This is a genomic window from Peribacillus sp. FSL E2-0159 (assembly GCF_038643155.1).
Classification (GTDB): Bacteria; Bacillota; Bacilli; order Bacillales; family DSM-1321; genus Peribacillus; species Peribacillus simplex.
Genome location: NZ_CP152053.1, coordinates 2,976,348 through 2,992,334, shown reverse-complemented (window position 1 = coordinate 2,992,334; position 15,987 = coordinate 2,976,348). Strand labels below are relative to the sequence as shown.

General features: G+C 36.3%; 13 protein-coding genes and 1 pseudogene. 13 read left to right on the top strand and 1 reads right to left on the bottom strand.

Annotated features, from left to right (window positions below; translation table 11 throughout):
• Window positions 1–368 precede the first annotated feature (368 nt).
• The 9 genes and pseudogenes from NYE63_RS14585 to NYE63_RS14545 all read left to right on the top strand — a co-directional run bounded on the left by NYE63_RS14585 (window position 369) and on the right by NYE63_RS14545 (window position 9,063).
• Window positions 369–1,373 (top strand): NAD-dependent epimerase, encoded by a 1,005-nt coding sequence (locus NYE63_RS14585; protein ID WP_342601626.1) that lies wholly within the window; start codon window positions 369–371, stop codon window positions 1,371–1,373.
• A gap of 587 nt (window positions 1,374–1,960) precedes the next feature.
• Window positions 1,961–2,299: a hypothetical protein gene (locus tag NYE63_RS14580; protein ID WP_342601625.1), complete on the top strand. Its 339-nt coding sequence runs from the start codon at window positions 1,961–1,963 to the stop codon at window positions 2,297–2,299.
• Window positions 2,296–3,534 (top strand): glycosyltransferase, encoded by a 1,239-nt coding sequence (locus NYE63_RS14575; RefSeq protein WP_342601624.1) that lies wholly within the window; start codon window positions 2,296–2,298, stop codon window positions 3,532–3,534. The genes NYE63_RS14580 and NYE63_RS14575 overlap by 4 nt, the downstream gene beginning before the upstream one ends.
• A 91-nt stretch (window positions 3,535–3,625) precedes the next feature.
• On the top strand, window positions 3,626–3,877 hold the full coding sequence (locus NYE63_RS14570; protein ID WP_342601623.1) for a hypothetical protein: 252 nt from the start codon (window positions 3,626–3,628) through the stop codon (window positions 3,875–3,877).
• Window positions 3,878–4,193: 316 nt separating this feature from the next.
• Complete coding sequence (locus NYE63_RS14565; RefSeq protein ID WP_342605770.1) at window positions 4,194–5,867, top strand: phospho-sugar mutase; 1,674 nt, start codon at window positions 4,194–4,196, stop codon at window positions 5,865–5,867.
• A 641-nt stretch (window positions 5,868–6,508) separates the two neighbouring features.
• Window positions 6,509–6,613 (top strand): annotated as a pseudogene (locus tag NYE63_RS14560) (oxidoreductase); the annotation flags it as partial.
• Between the two features lie 333 nt (window positions 6,614–6,946).
• On the top strand, window positions 6,947–7,333 hold the full coding sequence (locus tag NYE63_RS14555) for a DUF192 domain-containing protein (protein WP_342601622.1): 387 nt from the start codon (window positions 6,947–6,949) through the stop codon (window positions 7,331–7,333).
• A 232-nt stretch (window positions 7,334–7,565) separates the two neighbouring features.
• The gene (locus NYE63_RS14550; protein WP_342601621.1) at window positions 7,566–8,018 is read left to right on the top strand and encodes a hypothetical protein; all 453 of its coding nucleotides are present in this window, start codon (window positions 7,566–7,568) and stop codon (window positions 8,016–8,018) included.
• 646 nt (window positions 8,019–8,664) lie between these two features.
• On the top strand, window positions 8,665–9,063 hold the full coding sequence (locus NYE63_RS14545) for a hypothetical protein (RefSeq protein WP_342601620.1): 399 nt from the start codon (window positions 8,665–8,667) through the stop codon (window positions 9,061–9,063).
• A 315-nt stretch (window positions 9,064–9,378) separates the two neighbouring features.
• Here NYE63_RS14545 and NYE63_RS14540 read toward each other — a convergent pair whose 3' ends face one another.
• Window positions 9,379–10,569, bottom strand: a complete 1,191-nt coding sequence (locus tag NYE63_RS14540; RefSeq protein WP_342601619.1) for an MFS transporter — start codon at window positions 10,567–10,569, stop codon at window positions 9,379–9,381.
• A gap of 1,289 nt (window positions 10,570–11,858) precedes the next feature.
• On the opposite strand from NYE63_RS14540, the gene NYE63_RS14535 reads away from it, so the two are divergent.
• The 4 genes from NYE63_RS14535 to NYE63_RS14520 all read left to right on the top strand — a co-directional run bounded on the left by NYE63_RS14535 (window position 11,859) and on the right by NYE63_RS14520 (window position 15,985).
• On the top strand, window positions 11,859–13,034 hold the full coding sequence (locus tag NYE63_RS14535; RefSeq protein ID WP_342601618.1) for an acyl-CoA dehydrogenase family protein: 1,176 nt from the start codon (window positions 11,859–11,861) through the stop codon (window positions 13,032–13,034).
• Between the two features lie 201 nt (window positions 13,035–13,235).
• Window positions 13,236–14,390, top strand: a complete 1,155-nt coding sequence (locus NYE63_RS14530; RefSeq protein WP_342601617.1) for a betaine/proline/choline family ABC transporter ATP-binding protein — start codon at window positions 13,236–13,238, stop codon at window positions 14,388–14,390.
• A gap of 12 nt (window positions 14,391–14,402) precedes the next feature.
• A complete protein-coding gene (locus tag NYE63_RS14525; protein ID WP_342601616.1) occupies window positions 14,403–15,056 on the top strand; it encodes an ABC transporter permease in 654 nt (217 codons plus the stop codon).
• A gap of 11 nt (window positions 15,057–15,067) precedes the next feature.
• The gene (locus NYE63_RS14520; RefSeq protein WP_342601615.1) at window positions 15,068–15,985 is read left to right on the top strand and encodes an osmoprotectant ABC transporter substrate-binding protein; all 918 of its coding nucleotides are present in this window, start codon (window positions 15,068–15,070) and stop codon (window positions 15,983–15,985) included.
• Window positions 15,986–15,987: the final 2 nt, after the last annotated feature.

Sequence of the window (15,987 nt, the reverse complement as noted above, 5' to 3'; positions counted from 1 at the left end):
TGTTGAAGTTTTAGTTATCACAAAAAATGAGCATATCAAAACCTATGGTGATGTTGCATTCAACGGTTTCCAAGATCGTTTTTTCGCATAAACTTCATTCGTAGGTGCTATTTCACAGCGGGTATAAGAGTGGAAAACTCATAAGGCTTAAAGCGAAAAAGGATATCATGTCATTATTGGTGGATTACGAATAAAACGTAAGTCTCTCCCCCATGAAGATTTTGAGTTTGCTTCCTCTTTATATCCGTCATAATGAACACTGTTCTGTTATTGAACGAAAGTATCAATATATATATAAATACTAATGCTTACTCAGTGTTCCAGAAAGGTGTCAAAATCCTATTGTATAGAAAGGATTGAATAATAATATGAACATTATAGTAACAGGGGCTGCAGGTTTCATTGGTTTCCATTTAACAAAACGATTGTTAGCTCAAGATATCAATGTTATAGGAGTAGACAATATTAATGATTATTATGATGTTTTTTTAAAGAACAATCGACTAAAGATATTAGAAGAAAACCCTGATTTCGAATTCCATAAAATGGATTTGTTGAATAAAGAAAAATTAAATCAATTATTTAAAGACAGAACCATTGATATAGTCATCAACTTAGCAGCTCAGGCTGGAGTGCGTTATAGCATAGACAACCCGGATTCTTATGTTAATTCCAACCTAGTTGGGTTTGTAAATATCTTAGAGGTCTGTCGACAAAATAATGTAAAGCACTTAATTTATGCATCCTCAAGTTCTGTATATGGAGCAAATACTAATATCCCCTTCTCAACCAAAGACCCAGTGAATCATCCAGTAAGTTTATATGCTGCCACTAAAAAGTCAAATGAATTAATGGCTCATACGTATAGTCATTTATATAATATTCCAACCACAGGACTCCGTTTCTTTACGGTGTATGGTCCATGGGGGAGACCTGATATGGCTTATTACTCTTTTACTAAAAATATTATTGAAGAGAATACAATAAAGGTTTTTAATAATGGAGATATGAGAAGAGACTTTACTTATATTGATGATATTGTTGAAGGAATAATCCGATTACTTGATAAACCACCGGTTTGTAATATTGGATGGGATAGAGCTAATCCTGATCCAAGTTCAAGTTATGCCCCATACAAAATTTATAATATCGGTAACAATAAGCCCATAAAATTAATGGATTTCATTAACACATTGGAAGAACTAATTGGCAAAAAGGCAAAAATAGAATTCTTACCAATGCAACCGGGAGATGTTAAGGAGACATATGCAGATATTGCCGATTTGCATGCTGATGTGGGGTTCTATCCTTCAACAACAATAGAAGAAGGTTTAACTCATTTTGTGAATTGGTACAATAAGTACAATAAATAAGGAAAAAGAAGTAGTGAATTTTACTAAGTGGGATATTAGTCATAAAAAATAATGATGGAATCTCTGCATCAGTCAGTGATATGAAAAAATATCAATCACTTCAACTTGATAATGAAACAAAAGATGAGGTAATGGCGTCATGCCTTGAGGAAAAAAACTCGGCATAGGTGAAGTTGGAAAACAATTGTTGTCAAACTACAGTGTTGCAGAATGGGAAAATATAATATTGGTGTAGGTGAAGTTTCAATAACGCTGAAAACCATCGATCGAACCACCTTCAAATTTTGCTGTCATTGACACCATTTATTTTTTCTTATTTAGAAAAAATAAATCCCGTAGTTGGTGATGAAAGGTCAAATAACAGATGCCATTCATGAAATGCTGAAAATCAGAAAATGTCTATCGGAAAACGATTTATGGAGACAGAACCGATATTAGTAGATTTGAAGTGTACATGGCTGACCAGTTCCATATAATTAAAAATTTAATGAGTAAAAACCCAAAATCAAAAAAAAGAGATGGTAAATGGGTGAATTATATGCAAGTAAAGAAGATTAATTAAAAATTTGTTAAAAGGAGAAAGTAATTTGAATCCTGAAAATATGAAAATTCCGTTGGAAGTTCTTAAGGAGTATAATTTGTCAGATTTTCTTATGACGTCCCTTACATGTAATTCTACAAAAGATCCTCTATTCAAATTAAATCCTCTGTTTGAAAACTACTTTAATGTTTGTTCTGAAGACCTATCATACAAAGACATTTATAAAGCTGATTCTATGTTCCCTCATGAATTTCACAAGCAAGTGAAACAAATTGTTGAACAAGGAAAAATAAAAAAATTAGGCAACTATCAAGAACTATTAGTTTTAGCAGAACGTGAGAAGAGCAAATATGAATTTCTTGATAAAGGGACTGAGGTGGGATGAAAACCATTGCTTATTTTGTAAGTGAAAACATTAAAACACACCAACGTTTTATATATAATCAAATCGTAAAAATAAGTAACTATCGCTCAATCGTAATCGGCCCATTCGACAATACCAATCATACAGAATTTCCCTTTGAAAACTACTATAATATAAACAAGATTATAGATCTAGAAAATTTCTTCAAAGAACAAGATATCATAGCCATTCATGCTCATCACGGAAAACACGGACAAGAAATTTTGCCTGTATGTGAAAAATATAATATCCCTTTAATTGTTAGCATTAGAGGACGTGATGGTTCTGACAGACCAGAAATTTTCGAAAAGAATGCTGAGCGATATTCATCATTAATAAAACATGGTGCACACTTTTTTTCTGTTTGCCAATATCTTGCAGAAGGATTAAGGAATTTAGGAATTCCGGATGAAAAAATTCATGTGTTATATGGTGGCATCGAATTAGATCTTTTCGCCTATTCTACCCCCACTCTTCCTATAGAAGGCGAAATAAGAGTTTTATCTGTAGGTAGACTTGTAGAAAAAAAAGGATTTGTTACTCTTATAAAAGCATTTAAACGGATTTATACACAATATCCAAATGCTAGACTGCATATTATTGGAGCAGGTGAAAATGAGAAAAAAATTAAATCGGTCATTACAGAATTTCACCTTAAAGATGTTGTGATTCTTAGAGGAGCTATGGATTCAAAACAAGTTTCGAGCGAATTGAAAAAAGCTCATATCTTCTGTCTTGCAAGTCAGACTGCTAAAAATGGTGATATCGAAGGCATTCCTAATGCCTTAAAAGAAGCCATGGCTAGCGGCTTACCTGTCGTTTCCACTCAACATGCGGGAATCCCTGAATTGATTGAACACCAGATAACAGGATACCTAGCTCCAGAAAAAAATGATATTGAGTTAGCGAAAGGCATACAATTCTTTTTAGAACATCCAGAGATTTGGAACGACTATACGGAAAGAGCACGGAGAGTCATTGAAGAAAAATTTGATGTCAATAAACAAATTATGGAGCAACAAAGATTATATTCTTTCGTTAATACAACGGAAACGCAAACGGAAACGCAAACGGAAACGCAAACGGAAACGCAAACGGAAACGCAAACGGAAACGCAAACGGAAACGCAAACGGAAGCGCAAACGGAAACGCAAACGCAAACGGAAGCGCAAACGCAAACGAAAAAGAAAAAAAAGAAAAAGAAAAAGAAAAAATAAATCAAGTAAGGAAAATTAAAAAACAAAATTTATCATTTCGAAAAAAAGCTGGATACCCAATAGTTATCATTTAAGCAGAATGGGGAGTGACATGGGATATATTGAAGATTTATGCAAGCTTGTGGGAAAATGGCCAGTCATTTTAACAGGGGGAACTTATGGAGTTAGGAGAATAATTATCGAAGGGACCTTGAAACCTGATGTTAAAGAAGGAAGTGCTGTACAATTCTTTCCGATCAATCAGCTGCCAGAAGATATGGATCCCGATATAATTTTTCAAGAATTCGCAATTGAATTTTTTCGAAACCAGCCGATTTTCGCTCTTCTTCCAAAGAATAATTGACGCTCTTACCAAAGTATTGGTTGGGAATATGTATGAACCAACCTACTTTGGGAGGGAGGATATTAGGCGATTCTACAACTCTGTTGCATGATGGATAACTACACAGGAAACTAAAAATGATTTCGTATTGGATACTTTAGGAACGATGGCTTTTAGATCGACCCCATACTCAATTGAGAGCCTACAATGTTTACTAAGGGTAAAGAGCGAAGACGTGCCAAACGAAGCAAAACTAGAGTCTGAAAGGAGCTGTTTTTTCTTGGACTGGAAGTCTGTATATACTATTTGGACAAGTTACAGAAATTTAGATAATGAAATGCGTTTAATGCTTGAAGAAATGAAGAATGATGAGATAGTTTTGGAAGACGCCTTTTATAAAAATTTGGAATTCGGGACCGGTGGTATGCGAGGGGAAATTGGTCCAGGTACGAATAGGATGAACATTTATACCGTGCGAAAAGCAACTGTAGGACTTGCGGAGTATATTCAATCGTTTGGAAACGAGGCAAAATCCAGAGGAGTCGTAATTGCTTACGATTCAAGACATAAGTCTCCCGAATTTGCTTTGGAAGCAGCCAAGACTTTGGCAACAAAGGGAATTAAAGCTTATTTATTTGATGAATTACGGCCTACCCCACAGCTCTCTTTTTCCGTACGTAAGCTAAGTGCATTTGCCGGTATCGTCATTACAGCAAGCCATAATCCGCCTGAATATAATGGGTATAAAGTGTACGGATCAGACGGGGCACAGCTATCTCCTAAAGCGGCGGATCAAGTCATTAATTACGTGAACGCGATTGAAAGTGAACTTTCTATTGTAGTGGAGGAAGAAGAAATCCTAAAGGACAGAGGGCTCATTCAAATCATTGGGGAGGAGCTGGATACTGCTTATAATGAGCATTTGCTCACTATTCCGGAAGATCCAAAGTTAGCAGATGAAATCGATGTAAAGCTCGTGTTTACACCGCTTCATGGTACAGCCAATAAATCAGTAAAACGTGCTTTACATGATCTAGGATATCGAAATGTCCATATTGTTAAAGAGCAGGAACTTCCCGATGCTAACTTTCCTACTGTTAAAGTGCCCAATCCAGAGGAACATGCTGCTTTTGAATTGGCCATCGCGCTAGGAAGCCGTGTCGACGCTGATTTATTGATTGCTACTGATCCGGATGCGGATAGGCTCGGAATTAGCGTGAAGAATAATGCTGGAGATTATGTCGTATTAACAGGAAACCAAACAGGAGCTCTCTTTTTAGATTATTTAATTTCACAAAAACAAAAGAAAGGGACCCTTCCTGTAAATGGAGTCGTATTAAAGACCATCGTGACTTCAGAAATAGGACGGGCGATTTCTGAGCAAAACGGTTTAAAAACCGTAGATGTTTTAACTGGATTTAAATTCATTGCTGAAAAAATCAATGAATACCACACAAGTGGAGAACATTCTTTTCTGTTTGGCTATGAAGAAAGCTATGGATATCTAATAAAAGATTTTGCTCGAGATAAGGATGCCATACAGGCTACTATTCTCGCTGTGGAAGTCTGTGCCTATTACAAAAAGCAAGGCAAAACGATGTACGAAGGTTTACTGGATGTTTTCAATAAATATGGATATTACTTGGAAGGTTTGCAATCGTTGACTTTAAAAGGAATTGAAGGTGCCAAGCAAATTCAAGCAATTCTCAATGAATTCCGTGAAAATCCACCAGATCAAATCTCTGGTCATCAAGTAGTGGTTCAAGAGGATTATCTCAGCAGGAAAAAATACATGTTTGGGGCAAATAGAGAAGAGGACATCAAGCTCCCAAAATCGAACGTATTAAAATACTTTCTTGAAGATGGGACATGGGTATGTTTACGACCTTCGGGAACAGAACCTAAAATTAAATTTTATTTCGGTGTTCAAGGAAGCTCGATGAAGGAAGCTAAAGGGAAATTATCCACCATTATGAAAGACTTTATGAGAAGAATCAATAAAATGCTTTAAAGAATGACTCTCATTCTGAGGATCTTCGTAATAAAAAGGGTCAGCATTCATTATGTAAAGTAATGCGGACCCTTTTTTGTCTATCAATCTAAATCTAGCACCCAGCCTTTCGGAGTCATAAATACCCTTCTAAGAAATCAAGATTGATCGTCTTAAGCCAATGGGGGTGAACAGGGTACTTATCAAACATGAGCTGGGTATGAGGGTGTGTGTGGTAGGGTATCGGGGCTGATGCTGATATTTATTACTATTCGACACTAATTGGAATATTGATCATATAATATACTATTCCAATCCAATTCTCCAAATCCCCCTATATAGTAGCCTTGCTGATACCGTATGACGTTACGTAGTACAGTTGTACAGGCCCTAGGATGGGCCTTATGAAAGGTGCTAAATAGGGAGGTTTTTTAAAAGGGTCCCTAATGGCGATCATGTTGAGGCCGTCCCCAATGAGAAAAGCCCAATAAAAAAAGAACCTTAAAAGATGAAGTCTTAAAAAGTAAAACTAGACATTTAACATATACATAAAATCGAACATTAAAACAAAAGAAAATACCCATATTTAACCACGGCATAGTAATGTTATAAAGATATATTTTATATAGCATGGATACTCCGAACTGGTTCATTAAGGAGCCTCTAAGACACCTTTAATAACACTTTCCCGTGGACTTGCCGATATTACTAAAGGAACTGGAGTAACCGTTAACTTAGTCCTTCCAGGTCTTACATGGACAGCAGGTTTTCCTCAATTCATTACAGAAGAAGAGGGAGGAAACTACTAAAAGTAATGTTTATGTTCATGATATCTTCCAAAACACACCTGTGTTTTTATATATAGTTTCTGTGTTTATTGAAAACAAAGTATTAAATTTAAGAACATGGAATAAGTATTAGAAGTGAAAGTGGAGCTTGCTTAGTTATTTTTTTCATCTATTTTCATCTCCAACTTTCTTCCTTTTTATTATTAGGGAATAGACGTTTTTTCGAAAAAAGAAAATTTCAATCTCATGAACTTCTTTTAAAAAACATCAAATTTCTTTCCTGCTTATAATAATACTCGAAGGTGAGTGAACATGAAAAATAGAATGAAAACAAGAATGATAAAGATACTCAGTGGAAACAAAGAAATTAGATTAACCGTTCAAGTTGCAGATACTCAAAGAAAAAGAGACAAGGGCTTAATGTTTGTTGAGAAATTACCCGAAAACGAGGGGATGTTATTTGTGTTTTCAGAACCAATATATGGAGGATTTTGGATGAAAAACACATTAATTCCTTTATCAATTGCTTTTCTTGACTCAAATGGGGAAATTCTAAAAATACTTGATATGGAGCCTTGTAAAAAGGATATATGCCCTACCTATGATCCAGAACTTTCTTATCATTATGCAATTGAAGTGAATCTTGGATGGTTTGAAAAGAATCAAATCAAAGAAGGGGATTATGTAAAGTTTGATTGAATTCATATCAACTCACCTCTAGTTCTTAAAGGTGAGTTTTTTTATGGACATTTATGTTGATGCTACTGAAAAGATTGTGGAAAATTGTACTTAAACTATAAGGAATGGTGCTTCATTAACAGGAGCTGATCAGCAGCTTCTTTTCTTATACAACTAGAGAGACATGTTACTTGAAGAAGGACTATCTATATTTAGATCATACTAAGGGTAAAATAATTGTAAGAGGTGTTATTTGAAACAATTCGTTTTGGGCATATTTATTATCTTAACTTTTGTTATTTCTCCGTTACAAACAAATGCAACAACTAAGCCTTGTAGTATGGTATTGGAACCAATTGATAAAAAGCTTACCAATTCAAAGGGAACAGCATTGGTTTATAAAGTGCAGTTACGCCCACCAAGTTTTGCACGAACTAATGTAAGTATTCTTGGGGTACACCTTCCAGAACCATCTTCTTATGGGAATTACGATAGCTATGAAGGTTTTGCTTTAATACCAGACGAAATTAGTTGGCGTTTCAGGCTTTATCCTTCTCCAGAAAAAGAAAGTCCAACCTGGGCTGGAAGATTTGATGAAATTACAGCGAAAATGGAAAATGTGGAAGTGCAGGTGCGACTTTCTAATTCAAAAACTGAAAAATTGGGACCTATTATATTAAGAAGTAATATTAAATACTGTAAGTAGCTATGGAACTAACAGGTGCTTTCGTATTAAAAGGTCGACCAGTCTAAATTACTGGTTGACCTTTTTTAATAGAATCTATTATATCAGTAGCCAGGGTAGGAACTACGGATGCGTGGGACTTGATCCCGTGAATAATACTGTCCGCCCCCTACTTGTAGAAACATGTATGAGGCTGGTTATTGTTGGTCTGGATATGGCAAAAGAAGAGAGCCAAGTTCAGGCATTTTGAGATCCATCTAAACTGTATGTGATTAGCTTTTCAATGAAGCATATCAAAGAGGAATTGGATCAATATTATACTTTCTAAAAGAAATTGAAGAGTTGAGTTGACAGAGCAGATGCCTATGGTCAATTGGCTAAAACAGATTGACAATGATAATCATTATCATATAAAATAATAATTGAAAATGATTATCAATTCCAATTATTATTTTATATATTCCTATTGCATGTCAATAAAAAGAATTTCGAAATAAAAATGGCGACAATATTGAATAAACAGTTTTGGAACAGGAAGAAAAACTAAAAATTAGGTCAATCTTAACATAATAGACGGTAACTTTGACGAAAAACAGTCTGATTAACAAAAAGATAAGATTGAAGAAGAATACAAAAAAATCTGAATGTGAGTGAAGGAGGAACACCTATGAATAAAAATTTTATAATATTAGAGCAATTTCAGCATCAAGTAAGCTGCTGTTGTCCGGAGCAAAGGCACCAACATATCATTGAGTTTCTTCAAGGTGATGTTTGGACAATTACAAACGAACGGAAATACGTTGATTGCCTAGGTTGGCACTCTTTAATAGTTGTTAACAACGAGTTTCAGTTTTTTATGCAAGTGGAAGATATTGAGGAACTGTATTCCAAGGGTAGCATTTGCTCGATTTTGGATTTGAACCTAAAAATTAACCATTTGAGCTTTAAAGTAAACGCAGCACTCGATGCACATGATAGGGAGTCATTTCTTTCGTTTGCCGATGAACTGAGCAACGTACAGAAAATAAAGAATAAAATGAACTATGGAGATGTACATGCTTTTTAAGAAACAGGGCAATTTCATGAACATATAAAATAAATACAATAAATCGTTCGAGAAAATTGGTATTTCTAAGAAGAGAAATTCGATTCTTAGATTAATATTTCTTTTAATCAGAAACATTGATCTTGATAAGTTCTTTTGCAATTGTCCGCTTGAATTTAGAGGTAAGCACCTATTCCTATTTTTAAAAGAAGTATCAAAGAACAACTCAACGTTTTTGATACTTCTTTCTTCAATTTTATTGGAGGATTAACTGTAGTCTCGTTATGCCATTGCAGGTACCATAGGAAGCATACCAAGGCGCTCATAGCTTCTCTCTTATGCTAATTTCTTTTGTTTTTGGTCTAAGCGATGACTTAGGAAAGTTAGAAGACTTGCAAAGATAGCAACAAGCCCACCTACCAATGTCACACTCATCAAATTTCCCTGATGGTAAACAATTCCACCTAATGCGGACCCAAAGGCGATACCGACATTGCTTGCTACTGGCATCAGTGAAGCAGCCAGTCCTGTAGCTTTTGGTTGATAAATACCAGCAAGGTCTATCAAATAAAGCTGGGTAGATGTTGTTAAAAGGATGGCCATTAATGACATCAAGCTAATATTAACCAATCCAAGGATAAAATTATCTGTCGTCCAATATAAACTGATCAGAACAATTGCTTGAACGAGAAAAACGAACCGGAGGCGTCCGATAGCATTGTAGCTGGCAATTTTACCAGCGAGTATGTTACTGAAAATGGAAATAAATCCGTAGCCAAACAAGATCAAACTGATTGAACTGCTTGGTGCTTCCATTCCTTTCAGGATCGGAACAAGATACGTATAAACGGCATACGTTGCTCCAAATCCAAGAGATGGGATGAAAAAAGCCATTAAGATTCGTGGGTGTGTTAACAAAGAAAATTGCTCACGCATTGAACTGCGAAATGTACTGTGCATAGTAGGCAAAATGAAGAAAGATGCCAAAAACGCAATTACACCGAGAAAAGTAGTTAACAGGAAGGTTGCATTCCAGTCGTACCAATCAGCGATGACAGTGCCAATTGGTACCCCAATTACGTTTGCAAGAGTAAAACCACCGAAAACGAATGATATAGCAAGTCCACGTTTTGCGATTGGCATGGTTTCGCTTGCAACCATCATGGCAAGAGAAATTAAAACTCCTGTTACAATCGCAGTCATCATCCGAAGAGCAAGGAGCATGAAGTAGCTCGTCGAAATCACGCATAAAGCATTCAGGATGATGAACGAACCTATCAAAAACAACATCCATTTACGCTTTGGAAAATGGCTTGTTGCCGACATCACGAGTGGTGTGCCAATGGCAAACGTAATCGCAAACGCAGAAACGAGTGTACCTGCTTTTGCATTTGTCATATGGAGACTCGAGGAAATATCGGTTAAGATCCCGATGATAACAAATTCGCTTGTCCCGAGAACAAATGTTAATAAAGTAAGTGTTAAGATGAGTAGCCAATGTCGCTTGGATAATTCTGTGTCGTGCATAAATACCTCTTTTCTTAGATGAATGTAAATGTGTCACAGGGTAGATAAACAATCTAACTATCATACCATAAAACATTTTCACGAGGAAAATCCTTGCTTAGTTACCGTTGATTATTTTTTGCTAAAAAAAAAGTACCTGAATCATTCACTAATTTTACGGTAACCTGTTTGTTATAAAACAAAAAAAGAATCCAAAACGGATTAATAAGGAAAAGCACAAGGGTAACAAGATGATAAAAATATAATACTCTAATATCAGGAGAAAACATAAATCAAACAAAAAGGATGGAATCCTGATGGTTGATGAAAATAAGCAAAAAAAACATAAGGCAATGGAAAAAGAAATTTATGAATAATCTGAAGAGGGAAGCTGTCAAAAATATCATAGCAAGAACGAGAGACCTAGCAAGATTAGATGCTAAAGTCAATAATACTTACACTGTATACATCATGGATGGAAGGATGATAAAGCAACCTACAAATGGTAAGTGTGTTGTCATTAATGGAAAAATCCAAGATTAAAATTTGTGAAGGAATAGAGAATACATATTATAGAAGGAAAAGATATAGCGGTTGGACCACAGTAATGGGTGCAAGGTCATAACAAAGCCATGGTGCTAACGTGCATGATAAGCTTTCTGGAACCAAGATAGTGTAATAGATATCGAGGTCCTTACTTTTATGAGCTCTAATTTGATTAGATTTGGCACAAGTTTGCGAAACCAACATACAGGAGAAGAAATACAAATTGCTGCTTTTAAAACGGATAAATTGAACAAACGCGTCAGATTAGCAAGTTTGTGAAATGTCTTACTTAAACTAACGGGTGCTTTCGTATTATAAGGTCGACCAGTAAAAATTACTGGTTGACCTTTTTTAATAGAATCTATTTTATATCAGTAGCCAAGGTAGGACGTACCGGTGCGTGGGACATGATCCCGTTAAGTAAACACCATTTTATTATGCAGTTAAAAGGGAAAACAATGAGAATTGAGCGTAATAAAAGAAGTCTTGTTAAATTAGTACCAATTATATTCCAAAAACAACCTCGACAGAATACAAGATAAAACCATATTCAAAGCAATTAAGTAATAATCAAATAATTAAAAAAGTAAAAAATGAATTTATAAAAGGGAATTCAATACTTTTGTTGAACATGAATATTGTGGAACATTTCTACTGTTTGATATTTGCTATTGTAACCGTTTACACCGAGGCGTTTAAAAAATTTAACCTGTTCAAGGTAGTCGATTATAAGTACAAAATCATTAAAGAATGGAGGTTAACCCATGATTAGCACGATGGCGATCAATAAGGATGATTCCCGTACCTTCCTAACGGAAGAACACTTATTATTTAAACAATCAATTCGTGAATTTCTCGCCAAGGAGGCTGTCCCATTTTATGATCAATGGGAAAAAGAGGGGGGGATACCTTGCTCATTTTGGAAAAAGATTGGAGATCATGGATTTTTATGTCCGTGGCTTGATGTGGAATTCGGTGGGAAAGCAGCAGATTTTGGATATTCAGTTGTGCTGGGAGAAGAATTGGAAATGGTTGGACCAAAGCTAGGAGGAATATCAATTCATTCTGATGTTGTAGCCCCTTATATTGCCTCATTCGGAACAATAGATCAAAAACAAAGATATTTACCAAAGTTCATTTCAGGAGAAATGATTTCTGCCTTTGCATTAACAGAGCCCGGAATGGGTTCGGACTTAGCGGATATACACACCACAGCCATCAAGAAAGATGGGCATTATATTGTGAATGGAGCAAAAACGTTTGTCACAAATGGCTTTAAAGCTGACTTCATGATAGTAGCATGCAAAACTGATCTTAATTCTGTTCCTTCCCAGGACGGAATCAGTTTGCTGCTCATTGATAAAGATACCCCAGGGTTTTCACGAGGAAGAAAGCTTGGTAATGCAGGACAGGGAAGCTCAGACACTGCCGAACTATTTTTCGATGATGCTTCAGTTCCTGTTGGCAACCTCCTTGGGGAGGAAGGGAAGGGTCTTTCATATATCACTCAAAAACTGCAGCAGGAAAGACTAATGTGTGCGATCGGGACTTTAATGGCAACGAAAGACATGCTTCACTTAACGATGAATTTTATAAAAGAACGAAAAGCATTTGATAAGAAAATAAGTAAATTAAAAAATGCACAGTTTACCATTGCCGAAATAGCGACAGATATTCATCTGGGAAGAACGTTTGTTGATGGTTTGATCTGTAAACATATGAATGGGGAGAATATCTTAACTGAAGTATCGATGGCTAAATATTGGGTAACGGAGATGTCTAAGCGAATATCTGATAAGTGCATGCAATTACATGATGGTTACGGAAATATAGGTGACGATAAAATTGCACGGCGTCACCGGGGCATGCCTTTGACAACATTCTTTACAGGGACAGATGAAACCGTAAAACTTCTGATTGCTAAAAATATCGGGTTTTAATTCATCTTATAAATCTATCAACCACCTCATTTTTAATGAGGTGGTTTTTTTATACCATTTTTTCAATATAATTACAACGAACTAGTTTTTTTAATAAAAAGGTTTATACAGTTCACCTTATGGGTACAAGAGACTGTGCATATAGAAAATTAATATATTTGTAAAATTTGTAATTGTATGCGAATGATGGAGGTGCTTGTTATGTTAAAAATCGAAAATGTATCGAAAATCTATAAGGGAGGAAAGAAAGCTGTAAAGAATATATCATTGGATATTAAAAAAGGGGAGTTCATATGCTTCATTGGTCCGAGTGGATGTGGTAAGACAACGACAATGAAAATGATTAACCGTCTTATCGAACCATCTGAAGGCAAGATACTTATTAATGGTGAAAATATTATGGATAAAGATCCAGTCGAGCTAAGAAGACAGATCGGGTACGTTATCCAGCAAATCGGACTTTTCCCTCACATGACGATTCTTGAAAATATCACCCTCGTTCCAAAACTTCTTAAATGGAATGAACAGAAGAAAAAGGAACGCGCACTGGAATTGCTTCAGCTTGTCGATATGGGGCCCGAATACTTGGAAAGGTATCCCTACGAATTGAGCGGTGGGCAACAACAAAGGATAGGCGTTCTCAGAGCACTTGCTTCCAATCCTCCTCTCATTTTAATGGATGAACCTTTTGGCGCACTTGATCCAATCACCCGGGATGCCCTTCAGGAGGAATTTAAAAATCTGCAGCGCACACTTGATAAAACAATCGTTTTTGTTACCCATGATATGGATGAAGCCATTAAGCTAGCAGACAGGATCGTCATCTTAAAGGCTGGTGAAATCGTCCAAGTGGGAACACCAGATGAAATCCTCAGAAACCCAGCCAATGAGTTTGTGGAAGAATTCATCGGCAAAGATCGTTTGCTTCAAACAAGACCCAATGTGGAGTTGGTTGAACAAATCATGAGTCGAAATCCAATATCCATTACAGAGGAAAAATCCCTTACCGATGCTATTACGATCATGCGCAAGAAAAGGGTCGACTCTTTACTTGTGGTGGATGAGCAAAATGTTTTGAAAGGGTTTGTAGATGTTGAAACGATCAGTGAATATCGAAAAAAAGCTAAATTTATCAGTGAAGTCATTAATACTGAAGTCTATTCTGTGAAACAGGACACTTTAATCCGCGATTCTGTTCAAAAGATTCTAAAACGAGGCTTCAAATACGTGCCAGTAGTTGACCAAAATAAACATTTGGTCGGAATTGTAACTAGGGCTACATTGGTCGACATCGTATATGACAGCATATGGGGAGAGGAAGAAAATCAAGTGGTAGAAATGGCAGAAATGTTTTAGGAGGTGTATAAGATGGAAACAATGCTCGATTTTTTACAAACGAACTGGCAAGAATTGATCTATAAAGCATGGGAGCACTTATATATATCCATGATCGCTGTTTTCCTTGGAATAATAGTCGCTGTACCACTAGGGATTATGTTGACGCGAATGAAAAGGAGCGCTTCGCTAATAATCGGAATCGCAAACATTATGCAGACTTTGCCGAGCCTTGCAGTCCTAGCCTTTTTCATTCCTTTCCTCGGCGTTGGGAAAACACCCGCAATTATTGCGTTATTTTTCTATTCCGTTTTACCCATACTCAGGAATACATACACAGGCATCAAAGGCGTAAATGAAAATCTGCTTGAATCCGGCCGCGGCATCGGGATGACAAGCTGGGAGAGAATTCGTCTGGTTGAATTCCCGCTTGCACTTTCCATCATTATGGCTGGTATCCGTACGGCTTCCGTCTATTTAATTGGATGGGCCACCTTAGCTTCCTTTATTGGAGGCGGAGGACTTGGAGATTACATTTTTATCGGTTTGAATTTATACCAAACAGAATATATCATCGCAGGTGCAGTTCCGGTAATCATCATGGCTATCCTGGTGGATTATGTATTCTCGATCATAGAACGAAAAGTCGTACCAAAAGGATTGAAAGGTATGAAGGAAGTTGCTTGAGGAGGATTACCATGTATAAAAAAATAAAAAGTACAATTTTAATGGCCCTTTTAGTTTGTTCATTAATGATCACCGGCTGTTCCTTGCCTGGTTTAGGGTCATCTTCTGAAACCACTGTAAAGATCGGTGCCCAAAGCATGACCGAATCCGAAATCTTGGCGAACATGATCGCTCAACTCCTTGAAAGGAATACGGAATTTGATACGAAAATCATCAAAAATCTAGGTTCGAATTTCGTTCAGCAAAAAGCGATGGAGACCGGTGATATAGATATAGCCGCAACTCGATATACAGGGACTGATTTAACGAGTGTCCTGGGACAGGAAATCGAAAAGGAGCCAGTAAAAGCGATGAATATTGTTCAAAGGGAATTCAAAGAACAATATGGGTTCAAATTTTTTGATTCTTATGGATTCGATAATACTTATGCATTTACGATTTCAAACAAATTGGCAGAGGAAAAAGGGTATCAGAAAATATCTGATCTGGAAAAGGATGCAGATGATTTAAGGTTAGGTGTAGATAGTGCTTGGCTGAAAAGAAAAGGGGATGGTTATAAAGGGTTTGTCGATACATATGGATTGGAATTTGGGGAAACTTATCCGATGCAGATTGGCTTGGTATACGATGCAGTCAAAAATGGACAGATGGATATTGTCCTTGCATATTCCTCAGATGGACGGATTAAGGTTAATGATTTGAAGCTTTTAGAAGATGATAAACAATATTTCCCTCCATATGACTGTTCACCGGTCGTTACCGAAGAATTATTGGAACGATATCCTGAAATTGAAGACGAACTTAACAAGTTAATTGGCGAAATCAATACTGAAACCATGCAGGAACTGAACTATGAAGTTGATGGAAACTTGAAAGAGCCATCGGTTGTAGCATCGGAATTCCTTAAAACACATAATTATTTTGAATAAAT

Bases quoted from the DNA above. Each gene is read 5' to 3' on its own strand.
- NYE63_RS14585 (WP_342601626.1), top strand. From the start codon at position 369: ATGAACATTATAGTAACAGGGGCTGCAGGTTTCATTGGTTTCCATTTA.
- NYE63_RS14575 (WP_342601624.1), top strand. From the start codon at position 2,296: ATGAAAACCATTGCTTATTTTGTAAGTGAAAACATTAAAACACACCAA.
- NYE63_RS14570 (WP_342601623.1), top strand. From the start codon at position 3,626: ATGGGATATATTGAAGATTTATGCAAGCTTGTGGGAAAATGGCCAGTC.
- NYE63_RS14565 (WP_342605770.1), top strand. From the start codon at position 4,194: ATGCGTTTAATGCTTGAAGAAATGAAGAATGATGAGATAGTTTTGGAA.
- NYE63_RS14555 (WP_342601622.1), top strand. From the start codon at position 6,947: ATGAAAAATAGAATGAAAACAAGAATGATAAAGATACTCAGTGGAAAC.
- NYE63_RS14545 (WP_342601620.1), top strand. From the start codon at position 8,665: ATGAATAAAAATTTTATAATATTAGAGCAATTTCAGCATCAAGTAAGC.
- NYE63_RS14540 (WP_342601619.1), bottom strand. From the start codon at position 10,569: ATGCACGACACAGAATTATCCAAGCGACATTGGCTACTCATCTTAACA.
- NYE63_RS14535 (WP_342601618.1), top strand. From the start codon at position 11,859: ATGATTAGCACGATGGCGATCAATAAGGATGATTCCCGTACCTTCCTA.
- NYE63_RS14530 (WP_342601617.1), top strand. From the start codon at position 13,236: ATGTTAAAAATCGAAAATGTATCGAAAATCTATAAGGGAGGAAAGAAA.
- NYE63_RS14525 (WP_342601616.1), top strand. From the start codon at position 14,403: ATGGAAACAATGCTCGATTTTTTACAAACGAACTGGCAAGAATTGATC.
- NYE63_RS14520 (WP_342601615.1), top strand. From the start codon at position 15,068: ATGTATAAAAAAATAAAAAGTACAATTTTAATGGCCCTTTTAGTTTGT.